The organism is Dokdonella koreensis DS-123, from assembly GCF_001632775.1.
In the GTDB taxonomy this organism is placed as follows: Bacteria; Pseudomonadota; Gammaproteobacteria; order Xanthomonadales; family Rhodanobacteraceae; genus Dokdonella; species Dokdonella koreensis.
On sequence record NZ_CP015249.1, the window covers coordinates 3,626,771 to 3,650,586 of the forward strand.

22 protein-coding genes are annotated in these 23,816 nt (G+C 71.9%); 7 read left to right on the plus strand and 15 right to left on the minus strand.

The window, feature by feature from the left end; all coding sequences use genetic code 11:
• Positions 1-56 precede the first annotated feature (56 nt).
• From I596_RS14825 to I596_RS14840, 4 genes are all read left to right on the plus strand, one after another.
• Positions 57-1,289 carry a magnesium transporter gene (locus tag I596_RS14825; protein ID WP_067649603.1) on the plus strand — a complete coding sequence of 411 codons (1,233 nt, stop codon included), beginning with the start codon at positions 57-59 and terminating at the stop codon, positions 1,287-1,289.
• 43 nt (positions 1,290-1,332) lie between these two features.
• The gene (locus tag I596_RS14830; RefSeq protein ID WP_067649606.1) at positions 1,333-3,792 is read left to right on the plus strand and encodes a winged helix-turn-helix domain-containing protein; all 2,460 of its coding nucleotides are present in this window, start codon (positions 1,333-1,335) and stop codon (positions 3,790-3,792) included.
• Positions 3,793-3,968: 176 nt separating this feature from the next.
• On the plus strand, positions 3,969-5,540 hold the full coding sequence (locus tag I596_RS14835) for a hypothetical protein (RefSeq protein ID WP_067649609.1): 1,572 nt from the start codon (positions 3,969-3,971) through the stop codon (positions 5,538-5,540).
• Between the two features lie 126 nt (positions 5,541-5,666).
• Entirely contained in the window at positions 5,667-6,431 is a 765-nt protein-coding gene (locus I596_RS14840) for a TatD family hydrolase (protein WP_067649615.1), read from the plus strand.
• A 15-nt stretch (positions 6,432-6,446) separates the two neighbouring features.
• Here I596_RS14840 and I596_RS14845 read toward each other — a convergent pair whose 3' ends face one another.
• Positions 6,447-7,271: a tRNA threonylcarbamoyladenosine dehydratase gene (locus I596_RS14845; protein WP_067649618.1), complete on the minus strand. Its 825-nt coding sequence runs from the start codon at positions 7,269-7,271 to the stop codon at positions 6,447-6,449.
• A 104-nt stretch (positions 7,272-7,375) separates the two neighbouring features.
• On the opposite strand from I596_RS14845, the gene I596_RS14850 reads away from it, so the two are divergent.
• Together I596_RS14850 and I596_RS14855 are read left to right on the plus strand one after the other, a co-directional pair.
• A complete protein-coding gene (locus tag I596_RS14850; RefSeq protein WP_067649620.1) occupies positions 7,376-7,579 on the plus strand; it encodes a DUF6116 family protein in 204 nt (67 codons plus the stop codon).
• Between the two features lie 3 nt (positions 7,580-7,582).
• Positions 7,583-7,969: a hypothetical protein gene (locus I596_RS14855; RefSeq protein ID WP_067649622.1), complete on the plus strand. Its 387-nt coding sequence runs from the start codon at positions 7,583-7,585 to the stop codon at positions 7,967-7,969.
• Between the two features lie 101 nt (positions 7,970-8,070).
• Here the strand turns inward: I596_RS14855 and I596_RS14860 are convergent, their stop codons facing one another.
• The 7 genes from I596_RS14860 to I596_RS14890 form a co-directional block, all read right to left on the minus strand.
• The gene (locus tag I596_RS14860; protein ID WP_067649624.1) at positions 8,071-8,373 is read right to left on the minus strand and encodes an Mpo1-like protein; all 303 of its coding nucleotides are present in this window, start codon (positions 8,371-8,373) and stop codon (positions 8,071-8,073) included.
• A 68-nt stretch (positions 8,374-8,441) separates the two neighbouring features.
• Complete coding sequence (locus I596_RS14865; protein ID WP_067649626.1) at positions 8,442-9,506, minus strand: NADH:flavin oxidoreductase/NADH oxidase; 1,065 nt, start codon at positions 9,504-9,506, stop codon at positions 8,442-8,444.
• Positions 9,507-9,520: 14 nt separating this feature from the next.
• Positions 9,521-10,408, minus strand: a complete 888-nt coding sequence (locus I596_RS14870; RefSeq protein WP_067649629.1) for an alpha/beta hydrolase family protein — start codon at positions 10,406-10,408, stop codon at positions 9,521-9,523.
• A gap of 148 nt (positions 10,409-10,556) precedes the next feature.
• The gene (locus tag I596_RS14875; RefSeq protein ID WP_067649632.1) at positions 10,557-10,766 is read right to left on the minus strand and encodes a cold-shock protein; all 210 of its coding nucleotides are present in this window, start codon (positions 10,764-10,766) and stop codon (positions 10,557-10,559) included.
• Between the two features lie 384 nt (positions 10,767-11,150).
• Complete coding sequence (locus I596_RS14880) at positions 11,151-12,284, minus strand: hypothetical protein (RefSeq protein ID WP_067649634.1); 1,134 nt, start codon at positions 12,282-12,284, stop codon at positions 11,151-11,153.
• On the minus strand, positions 12,281-12,769 hold the full coding sequence (locus I596_RS14885) for a DUF2127 domain-containing protein (protein ID WP_067649637.1): 489 nt from the start codon (positions 12,767-12,769) through the stop codon (positions 12,281-12,283). Before I596_RS14885 ends, I596_RS14880 begins: the two co-directional genes overlap by 4 nt.
• The gene (locus I596_RS14890; protein WP_269465537.1) at positions 12,766-14,028 is read right to left on the minus strand and encodes a winged helix-turn-helix domain-containing protein; all 1,263 of its coding nucleotides are present in this window, start codon (positions 14,026-14,028) and stop codon (positions 12,766-12,768) included. The genes I596_RS14885 and I596_RS14890 overlap by 4 nt, the downstream gene beginning before the upstream one ends.
• Before the next feature lie 148 nt (positions 14,029-14,176).
• Here I596_RS14890 and I596_RS14895 point away from each other — a divergent pair, with 148 nt between their 5' ends.
• Positions 14,177-15,523, plus strand: a complete 1,347-nt coding sequence (locus I596_RS14895; RefSeq protein ID WP_150132191.1) for a right-handed parallel beta-helix repeat-containing protein — start codon at positions 14,177-14,179, stop codon at positions 15,521-15,523.
• Positions 15,524-15,565: 42 nt separating this feature from the next.
• Here I596_RS14895 and I596_RS14900 read toward each other — a convergent pair whose 3' ends face one another.
• The 7 genes from I596_RS14900 to I596_RS14930 form a co-directional block, all read right to left on the minus strand.
• A complete protein-coding gene (locus I596_RS14900; protein ID WP_067649643.1) occupies positions 15,566-16,321 on the minus strand; it encodes a class I SAM-dependent methyltransferase in 756 nt (251 codons plus the stop codon).
• 10 nt (positions 16,322-16,331) lie between these two features.
• Positions 16,332-17,459 (minus strand): PilT/PilU family type 4a pilus ATPase, encoded by a 1,128-nt coding sequence (locus tag I596_RS14905; protein ID WP_067649646.1) that lies wholly within the window; start codon positions 17,457-17,459, stop codon positions 16,332-16,334.
• Between the two features lie 34 nt (positions 17,460-17,493).
• Entirely contained in the window at positions 17,494-18,909 is a 1,416-nt protein-coding gene (locus I596_RS14910) for a hypothetical protein (RefSeq protein ID WP_067649649.1), read from the minus strand.
• The gene (locus tag I596_RS14915; RefSeq protein WP_067649652.1) at positions 18,906-20,105 is read right to left on the minus strand and encodes a hypothetical protein; all 1,200 of its coding nucleotides are present in this window, start codon (positions 20,103-20,105) and stop codon (positions 18,906-18,908) included. Before I596_RS14915 ends, I596_RS14910 begins: the two co-directional genes overlap by 4 nt.
• On the minus strand, positions 20,102-20,902 hold the full coding sequence (locus tag I596_RS14920; protein ID WP_067649659.1) for a ferritin-like domain-containing protein: 801 nt from the start codon (positions 20,900-20,902) through the stop codon (positions 20,102-20,104). Before I596_RS14920 ends, I596_RS14915 begins: the two co-directional genes overlap by 4 nt.
• Positions 20,903-21,016: 114 nt before the next feature.
• Entirely contained in the window at positions 21,017-22,453 is a 1,437-nt protein-coding gene (locus tag I596_RS14925) for a hypothetical protein (RefSeq protein ID WP_067649662.1), read from the minus strand.
• Positions 22,450-23,703 carry a hypothetical protein gene (locus I596_RS14930; RefSeq protein ID WP_067649665.1) on the minus strand — a complete coding sequence of 418 codons (1,254 nt, stop codon included), beginning with the start codon at positions 23,701-23,703 and terminating at the stop codon, positions 22,450-22,452. The genes I596_RS14925 and I596_RS14930 overlap by 4 nt, the downstream gene beginning before the upstream one ends.
• Positions 23,704-23,816 lie beyond the last annotated feature (113 nt).

A 23,816-nucleotide genomic window follows, 5' to 3' on the forward strand; every position in this document is an offset into this window, starting at 1 on the left:
GCGCCTGCCGGAGCGCCGTGCCGGGGATCTTCGCACTCACGCCACGCCCTAGCCCCATGTCCGACCCGTCCATTCCCGCACCGGTTCCGCAGCAGGGCCTCGTCGAGGCGGAAGACCTGCGCGACCTCGACGCCGCAAGCGCCGCCGCCCGTCTCGCCACGCTGGAGGACCCGGCCGCCGCCGCCCTGCTGCAGACACTGGGGCCGCTGCTCGGCACCGCCATCCTGGACCGGCTCGAGCCGGAACGGCGCCGGCGCATCGCGGCCGCTGCCGGGCGCAGCCACGGCGACCGCTGGCTCAGCGATTCGGGCTGGCCGGAAGGGTCGGTGGGCCGCTTGATGGAAGACGCACCGGCCGTATTTACGGCCGAAACCCCTGCAGCCGACGTCGTCGCGCGGCTGCGCGACCTGCCCGCGCGCGGACGGGTGACCTATGTCTTCGTCGTCGACGCCGCCCATCGGCTGATCGGCGTCGTCGCCTTTCGCGAACTCACCTTCGCGCGCCCGGACCAGCCGCTGCGCGAGATCATGATCGCGCAGCCGTTCGCGCTGTCGCCGCAGATGCCGGTCATCGATGCGATGCGCGAGGTCGTCCGCAGGCACTATCCGGTCTATCCGGTCGCCGATGCGGACGGCCGCCTGCTCGGGGCGATCCGCGGGGCGGTCCTGTTCGAGGCGCAGGCCTGGGAGATCAGCGCACAGGCCGGATCGATGGTCGGCGTGGAGAAGGAAGAACGCATCGCCACGCCCTGGGCCCGCAGCCTGCGGATGCGCAACCCGTGGCTGCAGATCAACCTGCTGACCACCTTCGTCACCGCTGCCGTGGTCGGCTCGTTCCAGGAAACGATCGACCGGATCGTCCTGCTGGCGGTGTTTCTTCCGGTGCTCTCGGACCAATGCAACAACACCGGCTGCCAGGCGCTGGCCGTCACGCTGCGCGGCATGACGTTCGGCGAACTCAAGGACGGACGCGGGCTGGCGCTGCTGGTCAAGGAGGCGGGACTGGGACTGGTCAACGGCGCGCTGACCGGCGTCGTGGCCGCGCTGGCGATGTTCGGTCTGGCCGCCTATCAGGGCAATCCGCAGGCCGTGCAACTGGCAGCGATCACCTTCGCCGCGATGACCGGCAGCTGCGCGCTGGCCGGCGCGGTCGGTGCCGGTGTCCCGCAGATCCTCAAGCGCTTCGGCGCGGACCCCGCCACGGCGTCGAGCATCTTCCTGACCAAGGCGACCGATGTCGCCAGCCTGGGCGCGTTTCTGGGCCTGGCCGCCTGGCTGATCGGTCGTTGAACGCGATATCCAACGAGCGAGGACCCGGCTACTCTGCTGCATCATGGATACCGGCTTCTTCCAGTTCGGCGACTGCCTGCTCGATCGCGATGCACGCGAACTGCGGCGCGCCGGCGAACTGCTGGTGCTGCCGCCGAAAGTCTTCGATTGCCTGGTCTACCTGATCGCGCACCGCGATCGCGCCATCGGGCGCGACGAGTTGATCGCGGCCGTCTGGGGCCGTGCCGACGTCACCGATACCCTGCTCGGCCAGACGGTTCTCAAGGCACGCCGGGCCGTCGGCGATTCGGGCAACGACCAGAACGCCATTCGTACCGTTCCGCGCTTCGGCTATCGCTGGATCGCCGACGTGCAATGCGTGCCTCCGCCGGCCGTCGGCACCGCCACGTCCACGGCAGCGGACCAGACCCCGGCGCCGGCACCCACCGCGGCGGCACCCGCTGCAGGCGCGACCGTGCCCCAGGCCCCGACGATTCCCTCGCCTCGACCACAACATGGGCAGCGCCCGTCCTGGAGGGTCCCGGCCGTGGCCGCGGTCCTGCTGCTCGGCATCGTCGTGCTCTGGGGCGTACTGGCGCCGACACCCCGAAGCGATGACCCGGCGCCCGAGCGACCGGCGCAGGCGAAGGTGATGCAACCGGCAGGAACCGACATCATCGCGGTACTGCCGGCGCAGACCGACACCGACCCGGACGGCTCATGGTTGCGCCTGGGGCTGATGGACCTGGTGGCCACACGCCTGCGCAGCGGCGGGCTGGCCGTGGTGCCGAGCGACAACGTGATCCACCTGGCGCGCAGCGGCATGCATCCGCAGGAAGCCGCCCACGCGGTACGCCAGGCCTCCGGCGCCACCCGGCTGGTGCTGCCCTCGGTGCGCAGGGCGGGCGATACCTGGGTGGTCAGGCTGGAGCTGCAGGACGTCGCGGGCGCACCGCTGGAGGTGCAGTCGCAGGCCGCCGAAGCCGCCGCCGCGGGGCGCGAGGCGACCGACGTGCTGCTCGGCCGGCTCGGCAAGACCGCCGCCGCCTCGGTCGTCGAACTGTCCGCCTCGGAGATCCTGCAGCGCGCCGAAGCGGCCCTGCTGACCGACGACCTCGACCAGGCACGCCGCCTGCTGGAGTCGGCGCCGCCCGAACTGCGCAACACGCCGGCGCTGCGGCTGCGCCTGGCGCAGATCGATTTTCGCGCCGGCCGGCTGGCCGAGGCGATGCAGCGCCTGGGCCCGCTGCTGGCGGAAACCCCGGCCGAGACCGACCCGGTGCTGCGCGCGCGGATCCAGATCGCGATCGGCGCCGTCGCGGTCCGCCAGGATGCCCCCGTACGCGCGCTGGCGGCCTTCGACGAAGCGGTCCGCCTGCTGGAGATCCGCCAGGAGCCGGCCGCACTCGGCCAGGCCTACACCGGCCGGGCCGCCGCGCTGGCCGAATCGCGGCGCCTCGACGAGGCCTCGGCGGACTTCTCGCGTGCCCGCATCGTGCTGGAGCTGGCCGGTGACGCGCTGGCGCTGGCGCGCGTCGAGGCCAACGAAGGCGTGCTCGACAACCTGCGCAACCGCCCCGCCGAAGCGTTGCCGATCCTGGAGCGGGCCGCCCAGCGCTTCGAGCAGTTCGGCGCGCTCAACGAGCTGTCCACGGTGCAGAGCAACCAGATCGACGCGCTGCTCGCCCTGCTGCGGCCGGTCGAGGCCCTGGCGATCAGCGACCGCGCCTGGAGCCTGCTGGGCCGGCTGGAAAATCCGCTGGCGCGACGCTCGATGCGCCTCCAGCGCGCACGCACGCTGATGGCCATCGGCCGGCTGACCGAGGCACGTGCCCTGCTCGACGGCATCCTGCACGACCCCGATCTCAAGCAGGAAGCGAGCATGGCCGGACGCACGCTGCTGGCGGCGGCCCTGCTGGAGGCCGCGGAGGACAGGCTCCCGGCCGCAGCCGCCTACGCGCAACGCGCCGCCACCGACGAAGCCCCGGTCAACTACGACCGCGAACGCGCCCAGGCCTGGCTGCTTTGGATCCGCGTCCTGCGTGCCGAGCGCCGGACCGAGGAGGCCGACGCGCAAACCAGCGTGCTCGCCGCCTGGGCCGCTCGCGCCGACAATCCGGCCGCCAACGTATTCGCCGGCCTGGCCCTGGCCGAACAAGCGGCCCAGGCCACCACCGGCGCGGCCGCGAACGCGGCCTATGAACAGGTGCTGCTGGGCGCCGACCGCCTCGGCGTCCCGATGCTGGTCGCCGAGGCCGTGACCGCCTACGGCAATCACCTGATCGGCCAGGACGACCTGGAGCGCGCCAGTGCCGTGGTCGGACAGGTCGCCCGCTGGGCCGATGCCGACTTCGACTGCGCCCTGGTGCTGGTGCGCCTGTACCGGGCCCTGGGCCAGCACGATGCCTGGCAGGGTGCGCTGACGCGTGCCAGAAGCCTGAGCGGCGAGCGCGCCCTGCCGGACATCCTGGCGACGCCACCCGGCGCCGGCGTCGCAGATGCCGGAAGAAAACTTTTCTTCTGATTCATCAGTGACATGAACGCTCATTCGCGACCCGCGAACGGTCCGCGAATGAAGCGCGAATGCAGGTTCGGCAGCCGCGGGCCGAGACTCCGGGTGCTCCCGATCGGTCGCCCGCCCTGACGGCGACGCACGGTTCTGCAAACCCACCGACTCTCGCTCACGCTACGGGGAATTGCATGCGCATCACGCTCCACGCCGGAATCGCCCTCGCCCTGGCCGCCAGCGGCACCCAGGCCGCCTCCTTCACCGCCATCGACGTGGCCTCCGGGCAGACAACGGGGCTGTCCCACAACGGCCGCATCGTCAGCGGCATCGCCGGCACGGCTGCCTGGCGCTGGACGCCGGCGCGCGGCGCCGAGATCCTCGACGGCTTCTCCGACACCAACGGCATGAGCGCGTGGGCCCAGCCGCTCGCCGGCACGACGACCGACGGCGACGGCAATACGGTCGCCGCAATCGCCTACAGCAACAACAACTTCGTCGGCCCGACCGTGATCGGCGCCTTCCCCGGCGGCGGCCCCGGCTTCGACGGCCACCTGTCCACCGCCTACGACGTCTCCGACACCGGTGTCGCGGTCGGCCTGGCCTATGACGCGGCCAACAACCCGATCGCATTCCGCTGGACCGCGGCCGAGGGCATGACCCGCCTGCCGGTCAACCGCCCCGCCAACTACTCCCGCGCCAACGGCATCAGCGCCGACGGCAGCACGGTGTTCGGCTGGAACGACCAGGACAACGGCGGCCGCACCGCCGTGATCTGGCAGGGCGGCCAGGTGATCGACCTGACCTACCAGGGCGAGGGCGTCGGCGAAGCGCTGGCGTCCAACAGCGACGGCAGCGTCGTCGTCGGCTCCAGCGTCATGACCGAAGTCGGCAGCGAGGCCTGGCGCTGGACGGCCGCGACCGGTGTCCAGCCGATCGGCTTCATCGGCTTCATGGGCACCGCCTTCGGCTTCGGTGTCAGCGACGACGGCAATGTCGTCGTCGGCGCCAGCGGCTTCGGCTGGGATCGCAGCGCGGTGATCTGGACGCCGGATACCGGCATGCAGACCCTGGCCGACTACGCTGCCGCCCAGGGCGTGGAGATTCCGGCCGGCTGGTCGCTGATGACGGCGTCGGCCGTTTCCGCCGACGGCAAGACGATCGCCGGCTGGGGCCTCAGCGAGACCGGCATGCAGTCGTTCGTCATCGATCTGCACGACGCGCCGTCCGGCCAGGCCCTGGTCGAGGCGCACGGCACGATCAACTGGAACGACCTGACCAGCGGCCCGTTCGCCGGCCTGCCGGTCGGTACCAAGGTCAGCATGACGTTCCGCATCACCGCGCAGGACGCCTTGAACATGGAACCGGACCAGGCCACGAAGTACCCGGTCGTCCTCGACAGCTTCCAGCTCACGTCCGGCACGGCCAGCGACCTGCTGGTGGCGACCCCGGCCGGCCCGGGCCTGATCCTCAGCAACGACTATCCGAAGTCCGACGGCATCCACCTGTTCTCGACGCCGCTGGCCACCGCCGGGCACGCGCTGGAGTTCGAGCTGTTCAATCCTGGGGGCGACCTGTTCGACTCGGACAGCCTCAACCGCATCAATCGCACGTTCGGTCCTGAATTCTTCGAGAAGATCGCCTGGTCGGTCCAGGCCGATGGCGGCTCCACCGGCATGTGGCTGGACCTGGAGTCGGTCACCATCACCGATTCCAACGGCGCCGACGCCCTGTTCGCCGACGGCTTCGACGGCCCGGCGCCCTGAGCGTCAGCCCGGACGCGCCACCCCGCCCGTTCCGCTTCCGACGGCGCCGCAGCGATGCGGCGCCGTCTTCGTTCGGGGGCCACGGCCGAAGTCGACGGCCCGTGCCGCGCCTGCTAGCGTCGCGGCATGCACGCCCTGGTCGACAGCCATTCCCACTTCGACGCGCCGCAGTTCGATCCGGACCGCGACGAAGCCCTGGCGCGGGCGCACGCGGCCGGCGTCACCCGGCAGATCGTGCCGGCGATCGCCGCCGCCGGCTGGAGCGGCCTGCGCCGGTTGTGCGCGACGCCGGGCCTCTACGCCGCCTACGGCCTGCACCCGATGTACCTGGCCGAGCATGCGCCCGAGCACCTGGACCTGCTGGCCGAATGGGTCCGGCGCGAGACCCCGGTCGCCATCGGCGAATGCGGCCTGGATTTCTTCGTGGAAGGGCTCGACGCCGAGGCACAGCGGCGCTACTTCACCGGCCAGCTCGAACTGGCCCGCGCATCCGGCCTGCCAGTCATCGTCCATGCGCGGCGCGCCGTCGACGAGGTCATCGCCACGTTGCGCCGCATCGGGAACCTGCGCGGCGTCGTGCACAGCTTCTCGGGCAGCGAAGAGCAGGCGCGGCAGCTCTGGAAGCTCGGCTTCCACCTCGGGATCGGAGGGCCGGTCACCTACGAACGGGCCGCCCGCCTGCGCCGCATCGTCGCCGCGATGCCGCTCGGGCAGTTGCTGCTGGAGACCGACTCACCGGACCAGCCCGGCAGCGGCCACCGCGGCGAACGCAACGAACCGGCCCACCTCGTCGAGGTGCTCCACGTGGTCGCCGCGCTGCGCGGCGAGGCACCGGAAGAGATCGCCCGCGCCACCACGGCCAACGCCGTACGCCTGTTCGATCTGCCGTAGCCGGGCGGCTCCGGATCAGGAGGCGGCGGTTTCGTCGCGCGATCGCTCGAGCAGGCGCGGGATCGCGCGGGACACCATCGCCATCGCGAATGCGCTGGTCACGTGCGCGGCCGCACCGAGCCCGCCGCCGCAATCGAGCTTGCCGGCATCGCCGGCGGCAGGGCGCGTGCCGCAGACGCGGCCATCGGCCTGCGGATAGCGCACGTTCTCGAGCGAATAGACGGCTTGCACGCCGAAGTAGCGCTTGGGCCCGCGCGGGAAGTTGAACGCCTCGCGCAGCTTCTTGCGGATCAGGGCCAGCAGGGCGTCGTGCTCGGTACGCGACAGGTCGCGCACGCGGATCAGTGTCGGATCGGTGCGGCCGCCGGCCGAACCGCTGACGATCAGCGGCAGCTTGCGCCGCCGGCACCAGGCGATCATCTCGACCTTGACCCGGAACGCGTCGCAGCAGTCGAGCACCAGGTCGTGGCCGTCACCCAGCAGCTGCTCCATCGAGGCCGGCGTCAGGAACTGGGCGATCGTATCGACCCGGATGCCCGGCTGGATCGCGCGGGCACGATCGGCCATCACCGCCACCTTGCTGCGCCCGTACTCGCCGGCCAATGCGTGCAGCTGGCGATTCGTGTTGCTGACGCAGACGTCGTCGGCATCGATCAGGCTCAGTCGTCCGACACCGCTGCGGGCCAGCGCCTCCACCACCCACGAACCGACGCCACCGATACCGACCACGCACACGCGCGCCTGCGCGAGCGCGGCGGCGCTGCCGGCACCGTACAGGCGGTCGAGGCCGGCGAACCGCGGATCGGCAGCCGGTGCGGGAGGAGGAACGGGACGGTCCATGCGGGCGCGGAGGGTACACCGAATCGCCGGACGCCAGCGAGGCACCCCTTGCACCGGGACACGCCGGGCAGCATGGTATGCCCCCTGTCCGACCGGGAGCCGTCATGCCCAATCCGCTGACCAAACGCCTGCTGCGCTGGGCCGAGGGGCTGCGCTTCCCGCGGCTGGCCCTGATCACGATCGCGCTGTTCGTGGCCGACCTGCTGATACCCGACTTCATTCCGTTCGTCGACGAGATCCTGCTCGGCCTCGCCAGCCTGCTGCTGGCCAACCTGCGCCGCCGCCCCCGCCTGCCGCAGGGCGGCTGAACGGTGCGCTACCTGGCATGCCTGGGCGTCGGCCTGTTCGTCGGCCTGCTGTGCGCCCTGATGGCGATTGGCCTGCTGCGTCCGCGCGACCCGTATCCGCGAGCGATGATGAACGTCATGAAGCACGCCCTCGGCGAAGCACGGACGGCCGCCGGCAGCGGCTGCGCCGGCAACGGGCAGCGCCTGCAGCTGCTGGACGGGCTGGCCGGCGATCTCGAACCGGTGTTCGTGCCCGGCGGTGAAGGCGACCGCGTGTTCGCGCGCTACGCACGCGCGCTGCGCAGCCGCATCGCGGCGGCGAGCGCGCTGCCGGAGAACTGCCCCGCCCAGGCCGAAGCGCTGACCGCGATCGACAACGCCTGCCAGGACTGCCACCGCGACTACCGCTGAACGGCCGCGCCGGCCCGCCGGCGGGCGTGCGACCACGGGTCGACTTCGCAGGCCAGCGAGAGGCCGGCCGACTGCACGCCGACCGACTGCACGCTGACCGACTACAGGCGGATGCGGCCGCGCAGGATGTCCCAGAACATCACCCAGTCGCCGGCGAGGCTGTACAGCGGGTGCTTGAAGGTGGCCGGCCGGTTCTTCTCGAACGCGAAATGGCCGACCCAGGCGAAACCGTAGCCGATCACCGGCACCAGCAGCAGCCAGCCCCAGCGCCCGCTGACCAGCGCCGCCGCGACCACCACCAGCACCAGGCTGCTGCCGGCGAAATGCAGGCGGCGGCAGACCGGATGGCGGTGCTCGGACAGGTAGAACGGGTAGAACTCGCGGAAGCTGGCGAAACGGCTCATCGGCTGACCCTCCTCGACCCGCGTCTGCGCGCGGTGGACCCGAGGATACTGCGATCGTCCGGGAGGGACTACCAGGCCCGCCGGTACTGCACGGGTGCGACGACCGTCGCGCCCAGCGCCTGCGCCGCGCGCCGTGGCCAGTACGGATCGCGCAGCAGTTCGCGCGCCAGCAGCACCAGATCGGCCTCGCCACCGGCGACGATCCGCTCGGCCTGTCCCGGCTCGGTGATCAGCCCCACGGCCGCCGTGGCGATGCCCGCCTCGCGGCGGATGCGCGCGGCGAACGGCACCTGGTAGCCGGGCTGCAGCGGGATGGTCACGCGCGGCACCAGGCCGCCCGAGGAAACGTCGATCAGGTCGACACCGAGTGCGGCCAGATCGCGCGCGAGTGCGACGCTCTGCTCGATCTCCCAGCCGCCCTCGGACCAGTCGGTCGCCGAGATGCGCACCAGCAGCGGCAGCCGCTCCGGCCAGTCTTCACGCACCGCGGCGACGGTCTCGCGCAGCAGGCGGGTACGGCCGGCGAAATCGCCGCCATAGCGATCGGTACGCCGGTTGCTGAGCGGCGACAGGAACTGGTGCAGCAGGTAGCCGTGCGCGGCATGGATCTCGACCAGGCCGAAGCCCGCCGCCAGCGCACGCGTGGCGGCGGCGCGGAACGCCGCGACGAGGGCGGCGATGCCGGTCTCGTCGAGCTCGGCCGGCTCGGCATGGCCGGCGTCGAACGGCAGCGGCGACGGTGCCACCGGCTGCCAGCCGCCGCCATTGCCGGGCAGCACAGGACCGCCGCCGAGCCAGGGCGCCTCGGTACTGGCCTTGCGGCCGGCATGCGCCAGCTGGATGCCGGCGACAGCGCCCTGCTCGCCGACGAAGCGGGCGATCGGCTGCCAGGCCTCGACCTGCGCGTCGTTCCAGATGCCGCAGTCGGCGGCCGAGATGCGCCCGATCGCCTCGACCGCCGCGGCCTCGGCGATCACCAGGCCCGCACCGCCGACCGCGCGGCTGCCCAGATGCACCAGGTGCCACGGTTGCGGCACGCCGTCGACGGCCGAGTACTGGCACATCGGCGACACCGCGATGCGGTTGCGCAGCGTCAGGCCGCGCAGGGCCAGGGGCGAGAACAGTTCGGACATCCGATCAGGCTACTTCATGCACGCGCATGCAGCCAGCCGGCAAGCTGCCGCGCGACGGGGCCGGGCTGTTTCATCCACGAGAAGTGATCGGCGGCGAGGCCGCCGAGCTCGTCGCGGCCGAACACCGCGACGGCGTGATCGCGGCCGCCGATCCGGTCGAGCAGCGCATCGAAGGCCGCCCGCGGCACCAGGGCGTCCTGATCGAACCAGACGCCCAGCACCGGCCGCTGCACGGCTGCCAGTGCCGCCTCGGCATCCGTGCCGGTCGCGGCCGAGCCGTAGCGCCCGCTGATCGCGCTGGCCGCCCAGTCGCGCATGACGCCCCGCGCTTCGCGCCCGCCGAAGCCGAGCCGGCGGCCGGGAAAATGGCCGGTGGCCGCCAGCAGCGGCCGCAGCATGCCGAGGATCGCCCGGAACGCCAGCCCCCGCCCCGGCGGGAAATGGCGCCACCACGGCACGCCACCGGCGACGATGACCAGGCCCTGCAGGTCCTCCGGCTCGAACGCCAGCGCCAGCGCCGCCAGCTGGGCCCCCAGGCTGTGGCCGCCGACGTACCAGCGCACCTGCGGCGCCGCCGCGCGTGCCGCCCGCAGCGAGGCCGGCAGGTCCTGGACCAGCAGCTCGCGATAGGACCAGTCGCAGGCACGCGAGGCGCGGACCGTGCTCGATCCCAGGCCGCGCCATTCGTGCCGCGCGACCGCGATGCCGGTCTCGGCGAGCGCGTGCGCCAGGGGTTCGTAGTGGCGGGCCGCCACGCCGAGCGCCGGCAGCCACAGCAAGCCGGTCTCGGCACCGGCCGGCAGGTCCAGTTCGAGCGTCGCCTCCGGGCCATCGCCCGCCCGCACGCGAAGGCTATCGCGTACGGGCCGGGTCGGCAGCGGGGTACGGGGTCGGTCGGTCATCAATCGATCGAGGAATGCATGCGCACGCAACGAACACGACGACACCGGTGGCCGGCGAGATGCCGGCCCGGCGAGTCATCGTTCGCCATGACGAAAAGAGTCGCGAGCGTCGGACGTCGCGACTCCGGAAAGCGGGGAACGCGGGCGCTCAGGCGGCGGTGACGTCTTCCGCCTGCAAGCCCTTCTGGCCCTGCACGACACGGAAGCTGACGCGCTGGCCTTCCTGCAGCGTACGGAAACCGGTGCCGCTGATCGCGCGGAAGTGCACGAACACATCGGGGCCGTTTTCGCGACTGATGAAACCAAAACCCTTGCTTTCATTGAACCATTTGACGGTGCCGAGCTGACGGTCCGACATGTAACTCTCCACAGGTATCAAGTTGACGTGAATCGCATCCGATCGGGACGCTCCAACACTGAACATGCAGGCACGCCTGCCGGCGGATTCGATGCGGCCGACGATCGACGCGGCACCCCGCCTCCTTCCGAAAATCCGTGCCCGTGCACCTCCAGTTTGCCGAGTCTAGCGCAGTATTTTGACGGAAGCGACGGTTTCTGATAGGGATTTCCAGGGCGAGCGGCGGGAACACGCCGCCCCCGAAAACCCCTTACCTGTCAGTGTGTTAACGCCGATCCCGCGGCCTGCCCGCAGGCCGATACGCTGCCGGCGCCGCGCACCGTCACGACGGGAACAAGTGGAACTTTCCACATGCCTCGCCCGCGTTCCGCGGCCGGCCGGCACTCACCAGGCATGCACGGCCGCATCCGGCGCCGCCATCCAGCGGGCCAGTGCGGCCGCCAGGCCCTGCAGTCCTCCCGGGTAGCCGGCATCGAGGATGTGCTCCGCCGCGACCGGCTCGCACGGCGCTTCGCGCTGCTGCGCCAGCACCTTCCCCAGCAAGGCCCGCCCCTGCACGTCCTGCATCAGCAGCGCGACCAGTGCGAAAGCCCGCGCGTAGCGCTGCTCGCTGTGTTCCCGGTAGAAAGCCGGCCCCTCGACGGCCAGCAGGTCGGCCAGGTCCGCGGCCGGATCGGCCGGCACCGCCGCCGCCAGCCGGGCTCTGAGCGGCCCGATGTCGACGCGTCCGCCCTGGCCGGCGACCTCCAGTCGCTCGAAGTAGCCGGCCAGCCCCTCGTTCAACGGCGTGGGCAGGTTGCCGATACGCTCGTGAACCAGCGCATGGACGATCTCGTGGCGCAGGACGGCGAAGCCGATGGCCTCGCTGGCCTGGGCCCGCACGTAGACCGTGCGCTCGCGCGCCGAGTAGGCACCGGCCGAGCGTGCCAGGTCCGGCTCGCCGATGAATCGGGCGTACGCCTCGGGGGACTGCACGAAGACGATGCGCAATGCCAGCCGGTCGTCGCCATCCGCGCCGAACAGCGTCCGCAGGATCCGGTCGATCGCCAGCGCGTCGGCCACCGCCCGCGCATGCAGGTCTGCCGGCAGGTTGACGTCGTAGCCGTTCGCCTCGACGCTGACCGGCGGCCCGCCGGCCGTCGCGATCAACCGATGGTCGCGCGCCACGCCGCTCGGGGCACGATCGGCGTAGTGCACGATGCCGGCCGCGTCGACCCAGCGATGGATCGCGCGCTCCTGCCGGGCCACCTTCGCACCGGTACCCGCCAGGCAGCGCGCCGAGTCGCCGCGCGGCGTCCCGTCGTGCACCTCGCCGGCGACCGCCAGGGGCGGACCGATGGGCGGCGTGCTGCCGTGCGCGTCGGACGCTTCCACCGGCAAGGGCGTGGAAGCGACCGCCGCAGGGACGGCCGGCGCGGGCGCGGCCACGGTGGGCACCGGTGCCGATGCGGGCGCCGGATCGCGACAGGCGGCCAGCAGGGCCGCCCCCGCCAGCACGAGCGGCAGGTGCCGCTTCACGTCGCGGCTCCCGCGGCGCGCGACCGCCGCAGCAGCACGATCAGGTAGACCAGGATCGCGCCGTTGGCCACCAGGACCAGCACGCGCAGCCACCCCGGGTGGCGCCAGTTCTCCCACACCTCGAAGGGGATCAGCGAGGCGGTCACGGCCACGGTCAGGTATTCGCCCCAGCGGCGGCCGCGCCACAAGCCGATCCCTTCGACCAGGAACACCGACGCGTACGCCAGCGCCAGGACCGCGAACCAGGACCAGCGCCCGGCCGGCGGCACCGGCACCGCCGCGAGCCAGCCGGCCAGCAGGTGGTGGCCGGCGGCGAACGGGCCGAGCGCATGCGACAGCCGATGCATGACGGACGGATCGTCGAGCGCATGCAGCCCCACCGCCAGCGATGCCAGCAGCGCGCTCTTGGTGAACTTGAAGACGGCGATGCCGCGCAGTGCGACGGGTACCGCGCGATGCGAGGCAGGGTCGCCGGCCATCGTCATGCCGAAGCCGCCAGTTCGGCGCGCAGGCGCTTGGCGAAATCGCGCGGGTCGCTGCGCCGCACGACGATCCGCGGCGTGCGATGCCAGGCCGCGCAGGCCCGCAGCGCGCGGCCCAGATCGGCCAGCAGCGTCGCATCCGGCACCACGTCCGGCTCGAGGTGGACGGACTTGACCTCGAACAGGCCCTCGGCGCGATGCGCCTTGGCGTCGAGGCGGCCGACCAGGCGTCCCCGCTGCAGGATCGGCAGCACGAAGTAACCGAAGCGGCGCTTCTCGGCCGGCGTGTAGCACTCAAGGCGATAGTCGAACCCGAACAGCTCGCCGGCGCGCGTGCGATCCCAGACCACCGGATCGAACGGCGACAGCAGCGTCGTGTGGCTGGCACGCAGCCGGCCGGCCTGCGCGCGCCGCAGGTCGGCTTCCAGATCGCGATGGACGTAGCCGGCCGCGTCCCAGCCGTCGACCTCCACGCGCAGCAGTTCGCCGCGCTCCACCGGCTCGTCGAGATCGGCATCCCGGTAGCGGCGTCCACTGCGGTAGTAGTCGGCGATCCATGCCGCGCGCGCGATGCCCAGCGCCTTGACCGCGGCGGCGATCTGCCGCTGCCGCACCTCCGCGGCCGGCAGCGCCTCGCGATCCCAGTCCGGCTGCACGCGGCCGATCACGCGCTCGGGCAGGTCGTAGACGCGATGGAAGTTCTCGCGCCGCGCGATCATCAGATGACCCAGCGCGAACGCAGCTTCCAGCCAGCGCTTCTCGTCCTTCCATCCCCACCAGGCGCTGGCACGCCCCTGCGTGCGCTCGAAATCGGCGGCCTTGACCGCGCCGTTGGCACGCACGTGGTCGATCAGGCGCTGCATCGGCTCGGCCTGTTCCCGCGCCATGCGCTGCGCGTGCTTCATCGACCAGTGATGGCCGCGCGTGTCCCGCGCCGAGCGGTGCAGCGCGAAATCCGACGCCGGCGCGAAGCAGGCCTCGTGCGACCAGCACTCGAAGATCGCCGCATCCGCCAGGGCCGCGTCCAGCCACTCGGGCCGGTAGTCGCCGAGCCGCGAGAACAGCACCAGGTACGGGCTGCGCGCGACCACGTGGATCGTGTCGATCTGCAGCAGACGCATGCGCTCGATCGCCGCGAGCACGTCGCCCTGCCGCGCGCGCCGGCGCGGCGCGGCCAGCAGGCCCTGGGCGGAAAGATGCAGGAGGCGCGCCTGCTGCGCGTCGAGGATCGGCAAGGCGGGAATGTCCGTGGAGACCGTCACGGAAGGTTCCGCCAGCCACGGCGCGTTGACAAGCACCCGGCGCCCGGCAGGCGGGCCACCGGCCGATGCCGCAGATGCGAAGTCGTTCGCAGTCCGCAGCGGCCGACCGGTGGAGGCTGTGACGCACCCCGGCTGGCTCGGCTCGCCCATGCATCGCTCCCGCTACCGTCATTGCGCCCTCCTCGGAGCGTTCCTGGCTGCCGGACCGGCAGCGGCGGCCACCTATGCCGTGGGACCCGGCCGCCCGTTCGCCTCGCTGCAGGCGCTGTTCACCGACGTGACGCTGCGCCCGGGCGACGTCGTCGAGGTCGACGGCGGCGCCAGCTATCCGGGCGGCGCGGTGCTGCGCCAGGCCGGCACCACGGCCGCGCCGATCGTGCTGCGCGGCCGGCGGGTCGACGGGCGGCGGCCGCTGCTGAGCGGCGGCGTCAACACGATCGAGCTGCGGCGCGCGGACCACGTGGTCGTCGAAGGCTTCGAGATCACCGGCGGCAGCTCGCGCTGCGTCTTCGTCAATGCCGCCGATGTCGTCCTGCGCGACCTGCTGGTGCGCGACTGCAGCGGCCAGGGCATCCTGTCCAGCGACCAGGACTCGGGCTCGCTGACGCTCGAGTACAGCGAGATCCGCACCTCCGGCGGTGGCGACAGCCGCCATGCGCTCTACATCCAGACCGACGAGATCGCGCATCCCGGCGCGGTCTTCCGGATGCGCTACAACTACCTGCACGACGGGCTCGGCGGCAACCTGCTCAAGAGCCGCGCCGAGCGCAACGAGATCCACTACAACTGGTTCGAGAACGCCTACTACCACGAGCTCGAGCTGATCGGCCCGGACCAGTACACCCAGCAGGGCGGCTGGACGCCGGACTTGCGGCGCGAGGACTCCGAGGTGCTCGGCAACGTCATCGTGCACGGTGGCAGCTTCGGCGCCGTCATACGCCTGGGCGGCGACGGCACCGGCGAGAGCCGTGGCCGCTACCGCATCGTCAACAACACGATCGTCGCGACCGGCAGCGCGTCGAACTACACCGTGCTGCGGCTGTTCGAGGGCCTGGAGTCGGTCGAGGCGCACAACAACGTCATCCATCGCACGACGCCGGGCAGCCTGCGCATCGAGCGCTCGACCGAGGCGGCCTGGAGCCTGGGCCGGCGCGTGGCCGGGTCGTACAACTGGGTTCCGGCGGGCGCCACCGACGTCCCGGCCGAATGGACCGGCACCCTGCTGGGCCAGGCGCCCGGATTCGTCGACGCGGCGCGCTTCGATTTCCGTCCTTCGGTTGCCAGCCCGCTGAACCAGGCCGGCCATCCGTCGCCCGCGAGCCCGGCCGCCTGGCCGTTCCCGGCCCCGACGCCGTTGCCGTTGCAGCTGCCGCCGATACGGCAGCCGCTGGCGCCCGGCACCGGCCTGGCGCGACCGCCCGAAGCACCGCCGACCATCGGCGCGCTGACCGGCAGCCGGCCCGATCCGGTGTTCCGCAGCGGCTTCGACGGATGAGGGGCGGCGCCGCGCGACGCGCAACGCGCCCGCGGCAACCGGCTATGCGGCCGGATCGCGCACCAGGTACCAGCGCCGGCCGTGCCAGCCGGGACCGGCCGATCCATCGTCCAGCGCCGCCAGCAGCCGCACCGCCGGATCCGCGGCCAGGCGTTCGTGCAGCACGGACTCGGGCAGCACGTGCATCTCGAAGACCGACCAGCGCCGCCAGAGCAGCCGGCGCAGCGGATTGAGCCAGCGGTTGGAGACGCGGGCGAACAGCCGGCCGCGCCGCGAACCGCGGTCGTGATCGGCGACGAACTGGAACGACGCCACGCCACCCGGCGCCAGCACGCGCGCGAACTCCGCCACGTAGCCGGCAGCCAGCCCGGTGGGGATGTGCTGCAGCGTCATCGTCGAATAGACCAGGTCGACGCTGCGGTCGGCGATGCCTTCCAGGCGCGCGGAGGGATTCTCGCGGAACTCGACATTGGCCAGGTCGGCATTGATCCGGCGCGCGGTCTGGATCATCGTCGGCGAGACGTCGATGCCGACGACCCGCTCGAAGTGCCCCGCCAGCGCCCGTGACAGGCGGCCGGCGCCGCAGCCGAAGTCCAGCGCCACCGCCTTGCGCACCGGCAGGCCGTGCGCGGCAAGGCCGGCGAGCTGGGTCTCGATGTCGACCTGGCCGGTGGCGAGGAATTCCGACTCGTCCCAGCGCTGACCGCGCTTGCCGGGCTGCGACAGCACGGCCCACAGCGGGTCGTCACGGCCGAGCGCACTCCAGACCCGCTGCAAGCGGGCGAGATCGTCGTTCATCGGCAGGGCTTCAGCTCTCGACCAGCTCGACACCGTCGAGTCCCTGGCTCAGGGTGTGCGCGTCGCCGCCCTGGGCCAGCTTGATCTTCAGGCGCACCTCGTTGGCCGAATCGGCGTGGCGCAGCGCGTCCTCGTAGCTGATCTCGCCGGACTGGTACAGCTCGAACAGCGCCTGGTCGAACGTGCGCATGCCGAGGTTGGTCGATTCCTTCATCACGTCCTTCAGCTTGTGGATCTCGCCCTGGCGGATGTAGTCCTGCACCAGCGGCGTTCCGATGAGCACCTCGATCGCGGCGCGGCGCGACTTGCCGTCCGGCGTCGGGATCAGCTGCTGCGCCACCACGCCCTTGAGGTTCAGCGACAGGTCCATGAACAGCTGCATGCGCCGGTCTTCGGAGAAGAAATGGATGATGCGGTCCATCGCCTGGTTGGCGTTGTTGGCGTGCAGCGTGCACAGGCACAGATGGCCGGTCTCGGCGAAGTTGATCGCGTGCTCCATCGTCTCGCGCGTGCGCACCTCGCCGATCATGATGACGTCCGGCGCCTGGCGCAACGTGTTCTTCAGCGCGTTCTCCCAGCTGTCGGTGTCGATGCCGAGCTCGCGCTGGGTGATGATGCAGCCCTCGTGCTTGTGGACGTACTCGATCGGGTCCTCGATCGTGATGATGTGGCCGGTCGAGTTCTGGTTGCGGTAGCCGATCATCGCCGCCAGCGAGGTCGACTTGCCGGTGCCGGTGGCGCCGACGAAGATGACGATGCCGCGCTTGGTCATCGCCAGCGTCTTGATGATCGGCGGCAGGCTCAGCTCCTCGATCGTCGGAATCCGCGTCTCGATCCGCCGCAGCACCATGCCCACGCAGTTGCGCTGGTAGAAGCACGAGACACGGAAGCGCCCCACGCCGGTGACGGCGATCGCGAACTGGCACTCGTGCGTCTTCTCGAACTCCTCGCGCTGCGAGGGCGTCATCACGTTCAGCACCATGTCGCGCGACTGCTGCGGCGTCAGCACGTTCTGCGTGATCGGCGCGATGCGGCCCTGGACCTTCATCGAGGGCGCGATGCCGGCCGTGATGAACAGGTCCGACGCCTTCTTGTGCGCCATCAGCTTCAGGAACGAGGTGAAATCGACGCTGCTCATGGAACCCTCCCCGCGCGGCCGGGCCGGCACGGGCTCATCTTACACCGGCGGTTCCCGCCGCCGTCCGCGACGGGTTCGGCGAATCGCGAAGCATCAGCACCAGCCACAGCACGGTGGCCGGCACCAGGTGCATCACCAGGCGATGGGCCGCGGTCTGGCTCTGCGCCCAGCTGGAAGCCGGCGTCAGGCAGAACAGCAGCAGCAGGAAGATCCAGCCACTGGCGAGAAACAGGCCGACCAGCCGCGCCTGCGGGTCCTCGCGCAGGCTGCGCCAGCGCAGCAGCAGCGCCAGCAGCACCGCCAGGAACAGCAGGTGCCAGTTGTCGGCGCCGAACGAGGCGGCCACGATCGCCAGGCCGCCCGGCCGCCAGCCCAGGCGGACCGGTTCGGCGACGTGGCTGGAAGCGGCCAGGCCCGAAGCGACCAGCCAGCCGTTGACGGTCTCGTTGAAGCCCAGCACCAGCACGAGGCCGGCGGCCAGGCCGGCCAGCGCCAGGCCGAGCATCCGGCGACGCCAGCGGATGCCGCCACGCGCATAGAGCATCAGCGCGACCAGCAGCACCATCCAGACCACGCCCTCGCGCTTGAGCAGCGGCAGGCAGAGCGCGAAGCCCGCGGCCAGCACCAGATAGCCCCTGCGCTCCGGCGCGTGCAGCCAGCACAGCCAGAAGGCCAGCGAGAACACCACGGCGGTGGCCACCCACAGGTCCAGGTAGCCGGCCAGTGCGACATGCGAGTCGATCAGCGGCATCGAGACCAGGCCGTAGACCGCCAGCAGGGCCGGCAGCGCGCCGACGCCGAGGCGGCGCGACACCGCGTACACGCCGGTCAGCAGCGCCAGCAGCAGCGCCAGCCAGGGCAGCAGCAGCAGCGGCTCTTCCCAGGCACCGCGCGCCTGCGCCAGCAGCAGCTGCAACCAGGCGGACAGCTCCGGATAGTTCCATCCCACCATCGTGCGCGTCCCTTCGGTCGCCAGCCACGCCGATGGATCGACATAGGACGCGAAACGACCCGAAAGAAACCACGCCCGCGGCTTGATCAGCCAGGTCGCCCAGGCATCCCAGGGATAGGCCGGACGCAGCCAGACCTCGCAGACCAGCGGCACCAGGTGCAGCACGACCAGGGCCAGCAGGGCCCACCAGGCCAGGCGCGCACGCGGGGTCGGCGCCGCAGGCGGCAAAGCCGCCGCCGGCGCCGGCCGCCGCAGGAACGCGAAGGACCAGCTCGCCGCCGCGAGCAGGAAGGCGGCGATCGCGACCCGCAGCGGAAGCCTGGCTGTCTCGGCCGGCATCAACAGCCCGGCCAGCAGCGCGCCGGCGAGCAGACCGACGAACAGGCCGGTGCCGGCGACCAGGGCCCAGTGCAGGCGATCGCGCGGCCAGCCCGCAGCGGCGACGACCAGGCCGGTTCCCAGCGCGACGAGCAGCGCGACTATCAGTGGATAGGTCATCGGCCGTCCCGGGTGTCGACGCGAAAGACCTGCAGCACGCCGGCATCGATCAGCGATCGGGCCTCGAAGCGCTGCAGCCCGACGAACAGCTCGCGCGTGGGCGGATAGAAACGCACGTCGTCGCGCCCGTAGAACACGAGAATCGCTCCGGCGGCGAAGTCGCGATCGCCGATCGTCCGGATCGGCCCGAACAGCGCGGTATTCATCGGCTGGAGGTGATAGTTCAGCCGCAACGCCTCGTACACCGATGGCGCATCGACCAGCACGCGCGTCTCCGCGTCCTGCGGCAGCAGCGCGCGCTTGACCCGCTCGGCCGCGGACTGGAGCACGCCATCGGCGACCAGGCGCGAGCGCGCCGGCCAGTCCTTGCCGGCGTAGACCGCCTCGGTCGTGCCCAGGCGGCCGCGCAGTTGCCAAAGCCAGGTGGCGTCCAGCGCCAGCCAGCCGACCGCGACGGCGACGGCCAGGGCGGTGCCGGCGCGCCGCCAGCGCCGGCCGAACCAGATCCATCCCCACAGGCCGACCAGGACGACGGCGCCGCTGGCGACCAGCACCAGCGCCGGACGGCGCGGCGAGTTGGGTCCGGCTTCGCGATCCACCGAACTGACCGCGAACAGGCCCCAGGGCCGCTGCGCGAACCAGTCGGTGCGCAGTGCGTCCAGCGCGCCGGTCACCGAGGGCGACCACAACTCGGCGCCATGCAGGCGGAACGGCTGGAAACGCTGCTCGGAAGGCACCAGCTGCGCGATCGGGAACTGCGCGAAGCCGATCTCGACGATCGAGCCCTGCCATTCCTCCAGGTCGCTCAAGGTGAAGCTGGCCACACCGTCGCCGGGCTGCGGCAGCGTGACCACGTGCACTTCGCCGGGATCGTCGGCCCGGCGGAACAGCAGCGACATTTCCAGCACCTGCGGAAAGCGCTCGAAGCGATAGCGCAGGATCGGGTAGTCGGCCGCCTCGATCGGCAGCAGGCTCATCGCCTGGACCGCCGAGCGGTTCTTGCCGACCGCGCTGACCTGCAGGGCGTCATCATCGGGCGCACCGGCGCCCATGACCACGCGGAACCCGGAGCCGGGCAGTTCCAGCCGGTCCGCCGGCGCCACCGGCATGCCCCAGCGCACGCCGGCCGCCCAGGCCACCAGCAACGGAATGCTGATGCACAGGCTCAGGAAGAAGAGCACCCGCCGGACGATCATGCCGCCAGCTCGCCGAGGCGCGTGAGTTCCTCGACCGAGAAACCGGCCCGGAGCCGGGCATCGGTGTTGAACGGTCCCTTCACCCTGCCCGGCATGTGCCGCCGCAGCAGCGCATCGAACGTGGCCCCGGGCTCGACGCCCGCCGCCGCGCAGCACCACGCGAACCAGCGCGAACCGGCCGCCACATGGGCGACCTCCTCGTGGAGGATCACTTCGAGGATCGCGACCGTTGCGGCATCGCCGACCGCGCGCAGCCGTTCGATCATGCCGGGCGTGACGTCCAGGCCGCGCGCTTCCAGCACGCGCGGCACCAGCGCCATGCGCTCCAGGCACGAACCGGCCGTCGCCACCGCCGCCTCCCACAAGCCGTTGTGGGCCGCGAAGTCGCCGTAGCGATGGCCGAGCCCGGCGAGCCGCTCGCCGAGCAGCGAGAAGTGGCGCGCCTCGTCGACCGCCACGCCGATCCAGTCGGCATAGAAGGCTTCGGGCATGTCGCGGAACCGGTAGACCGCATCCCAGGCCAGGTTGATCGCATTGAACTCGATGTGCGCCACGGCATGCACCAGCGCCGCCCGCCCGTCGGCGCTGCCGAGCCCGCGCTGCGCGAGCTGCCGCGGCGGCACCAGCAGCGGCCGCGACGGCCGCCCCGGATCGGCGATCGGCCGCGGCGGTGCCGCGTGTCCAGCGCGCAGCGCGCCAGCGTGGAACAGGGCTGCGCAGCGCCGGGTCGCGGCGACCTTGGCGACCGGGTCGTCGAGCAGCAGGCAGTCGAGCGCGGCGGCATGGAGATCGGACATCGTCGGGCGTGCTCTGGAGTCCGGTGGCGTCGGTGCGCAGGAGGGGAACTTCCGGATTCTGCCGATTTCAGCCCGCACGGAAAACCCCGCACGGCCCGGACCGCGCCAGCGGCATCAGCGCTGCGCCGGTGGCGGTGCCGGCCACGGCGTGCCGATGCCGCGCAACAGCACCGCCGCCAGCGCGAAGACCGCCGGCACGACCTGCATGACCAAACGGTTGGCGCTGGTGTAGTCCACCGCCCACGAGGAAGCGTCGGTGAAGAAGAACAATCCGAACAACAGCAGCAGGCAGCCCAGCAGCGCGCGGCCGGCCCAGGCGGCTGCCGGATCGCGTCCGAATGCGTCGCGGCGCCAGAGCACCAGCACCGGCAGTGCATACCAGAGCAGATGCCAGTTCGGCAGGCTGAAGAGGCTGCCGAGCACGACCTCGCCGACCGGCCGCCAGTACAGGTCGATCGTGCCGAACGGCTGCAGCTGGATCCTGCCCCATTCGATCCGGGCCCATCCGAGTCCCGGCACCGGCAGCGATACGCCACCGGCCACCACGACGATGGCCAGCGACACGACGACGACCGCAGCCAGTCCCCAGCGCCAGCGCGGCGGCATCCGGCTCCAGAGCCCCACCGCCAGCAGGGCCATCGCCCAGACCGCACCTTCGAGCTTGACCAGCGGCAGGCACGCGAGCAGGCCCAGCGCCAACCCGCCCTGCTCCACTGCACCCGTGCGGACCCATCGCAGCGCCGCGAAGACGACCAGGCCGAACAGCGCCATCAGCCACAGGTCCGCATAGCCGGCCAGCGCGACGTGAGCGTCGACCAGCGGCAGCGACACCAGCCCCCAGACCAGCACCAGCGCCAGCCAGGCACGCAGCCCGATCGCCCGCCATTGGCCGTAGGCGGCCAGGGCCAGCGCGGCCAGCGCACCGCACCAGGCCAGGTTGATCTTCGGCTCGATCCATCCCCCTGCGGCGCTGGCGAACCACAGCTGCATCCAGGTCAGGAAGTCCGGATAGCGCCAGGACGACACGGTGCGCAACGATTCGCCGTCGGCCATCAGCCAGTCGCCCGGCGCGACGAAGGGCAGCGCCGTGCCGCTCAGGAACCAGGTCTTGGGCTTGACCTGCCAGGCGGCCCAGGCGTCCCACGGGAACGTCGGGCGCAGCAGGACGTCCGCCGCCAGCAGGCCGATCCGCCAGCCGATCAAGGCCAGCAGCGCCGCCGTCGCCAGCCGCAGCCACCGGCAGGCGGGTGCATCGTGCTCCGGCCGGGAGAGCGCACGCCCGGGCCGGTGCCGGCGCAGCCAGACGCCGGCACCCCAGGCCACCACGGCGATCGCCCCCAGCCACGGCGCGACCCGCGCGAACGTCTGCACGACATCGTCGCGCGCCAGCACCGACGCCAGACCGGCGGCGATCAGCAAGCCGACGAAGTAGCCGTAGCCGGCGACGGTTGCGGCGTCCGCGCCGCGCAGCGACGGCCGCAGCACCGCGAAGACCAAGCCGGAGCCGGCCAGCCACGGCAGCAGCCAGGCCGCGAGATAGGTCAGGCTCATCGCAGCCCCCGGTAGCGCACCACCAGCAGGCGGTCGCGCTGCAACAGCAGGTCGGCCGGCAGGACCGCGTCGGTACTGGCGACGGCACCCCGCGCCGCGTCGTAGCGCCAGTTGGGCATGTCGTAGAACACCACCACGCTGCCGGGCCGCAGGACCTCCCCTTGCAGCAGCGGCGCCGGCGTGTCGAAGCCGGCCGCGTACAGCGGCAGGCGCGCCTGCCGCGGACCGGCCGCTTCCATCGCCTGCGACAGCACGAAGGCGTTGCGCGGCAGCAGGTGCCAGACCAGGCGATAGAGCGGATAGCCGCTGCGGGCATGGATCAGCACCGGCGTATCGACCGGCTCGTTGCGCAGCAGCCATTGCACCTGGCGTGCGACCTCGACCAGGTCGCGGTCGGTCACCTGGCGCGTGCGCTGCTCGCCGTCCAGCGCGCCGTAGACCGCGTCCGCCGCGGCATGCCGCCACTGCAGGCCGGCCGCCCACACCAGGTCGAGCAGCAGCCACCCGGCCGCCAGCGCGATCGCCAGCGCCGGCAGGAAGCGGCGGCGCGCACCGGGCACCAGCAGCGCCCACCAGAGGGCGGCCAGACCCGCGAATGCCGCCGACGCCACCGTCAGCGGCCACTGGCGAAACCCGGCGACGTCGCGGCCGAGCGCGTGCACCGACCGTATCGTCCAGGGCCACGGGTCGAACCAGGCGGTGCCGAGCGCGGCCAGGCTGCCCCGCCACGACGGCGACCACAGCTCCGCACCGACCAGTGCGAATGGCGCGAAGCCGCGATCGGGCGGCGTCATCTGCGGCGTCGGAAACTCGGCGAAGCCGATCTCCTCGATCGCGCCGTGCCATTCGGGCAGCGCGCGCAGGTCGAAGCTGCCCGATCCCGAACCGGGCCAGGGCAGCTCGACGACGTGCAACTGGTCGGGCGCATCGGTCCGCCGGAACGCGAACGACAGCGCCAGCGTCGGCGGCAGGCCGTCGAAACGGTAGCGCAGCAACGGGAACGCCGCGGCCTCGAACCCGGCCGTCGCCAGCGTCTGCACGGCGGTGTTCTCGGGACCGGGCGCGTCGACGTGCAGATGCCCGTCCAGCTCCCGCCCCTGCCCGCCCACGGCGAGGAACGCGGCACCCTCGAACGTCTGCCGCTCGCGCGGATGCCAGGGATCGCGCCAGTCGACCCGCGCCGCCAGCAGGGCGAGGACGAAGGCGCTGGCCACGACCAGCGCCACGCCGACGCCGACGCGCCACCTCATCGGCAAGCCTCGGTGCGGGGCGGGGCGGGCGGCGTGGACGCGGGCATCGTCGCTCCAGGTCGGGAAGCGACGAAGTGTGCCGCGCCCGCCCGCGTATCGCCACCCCGGGGCCG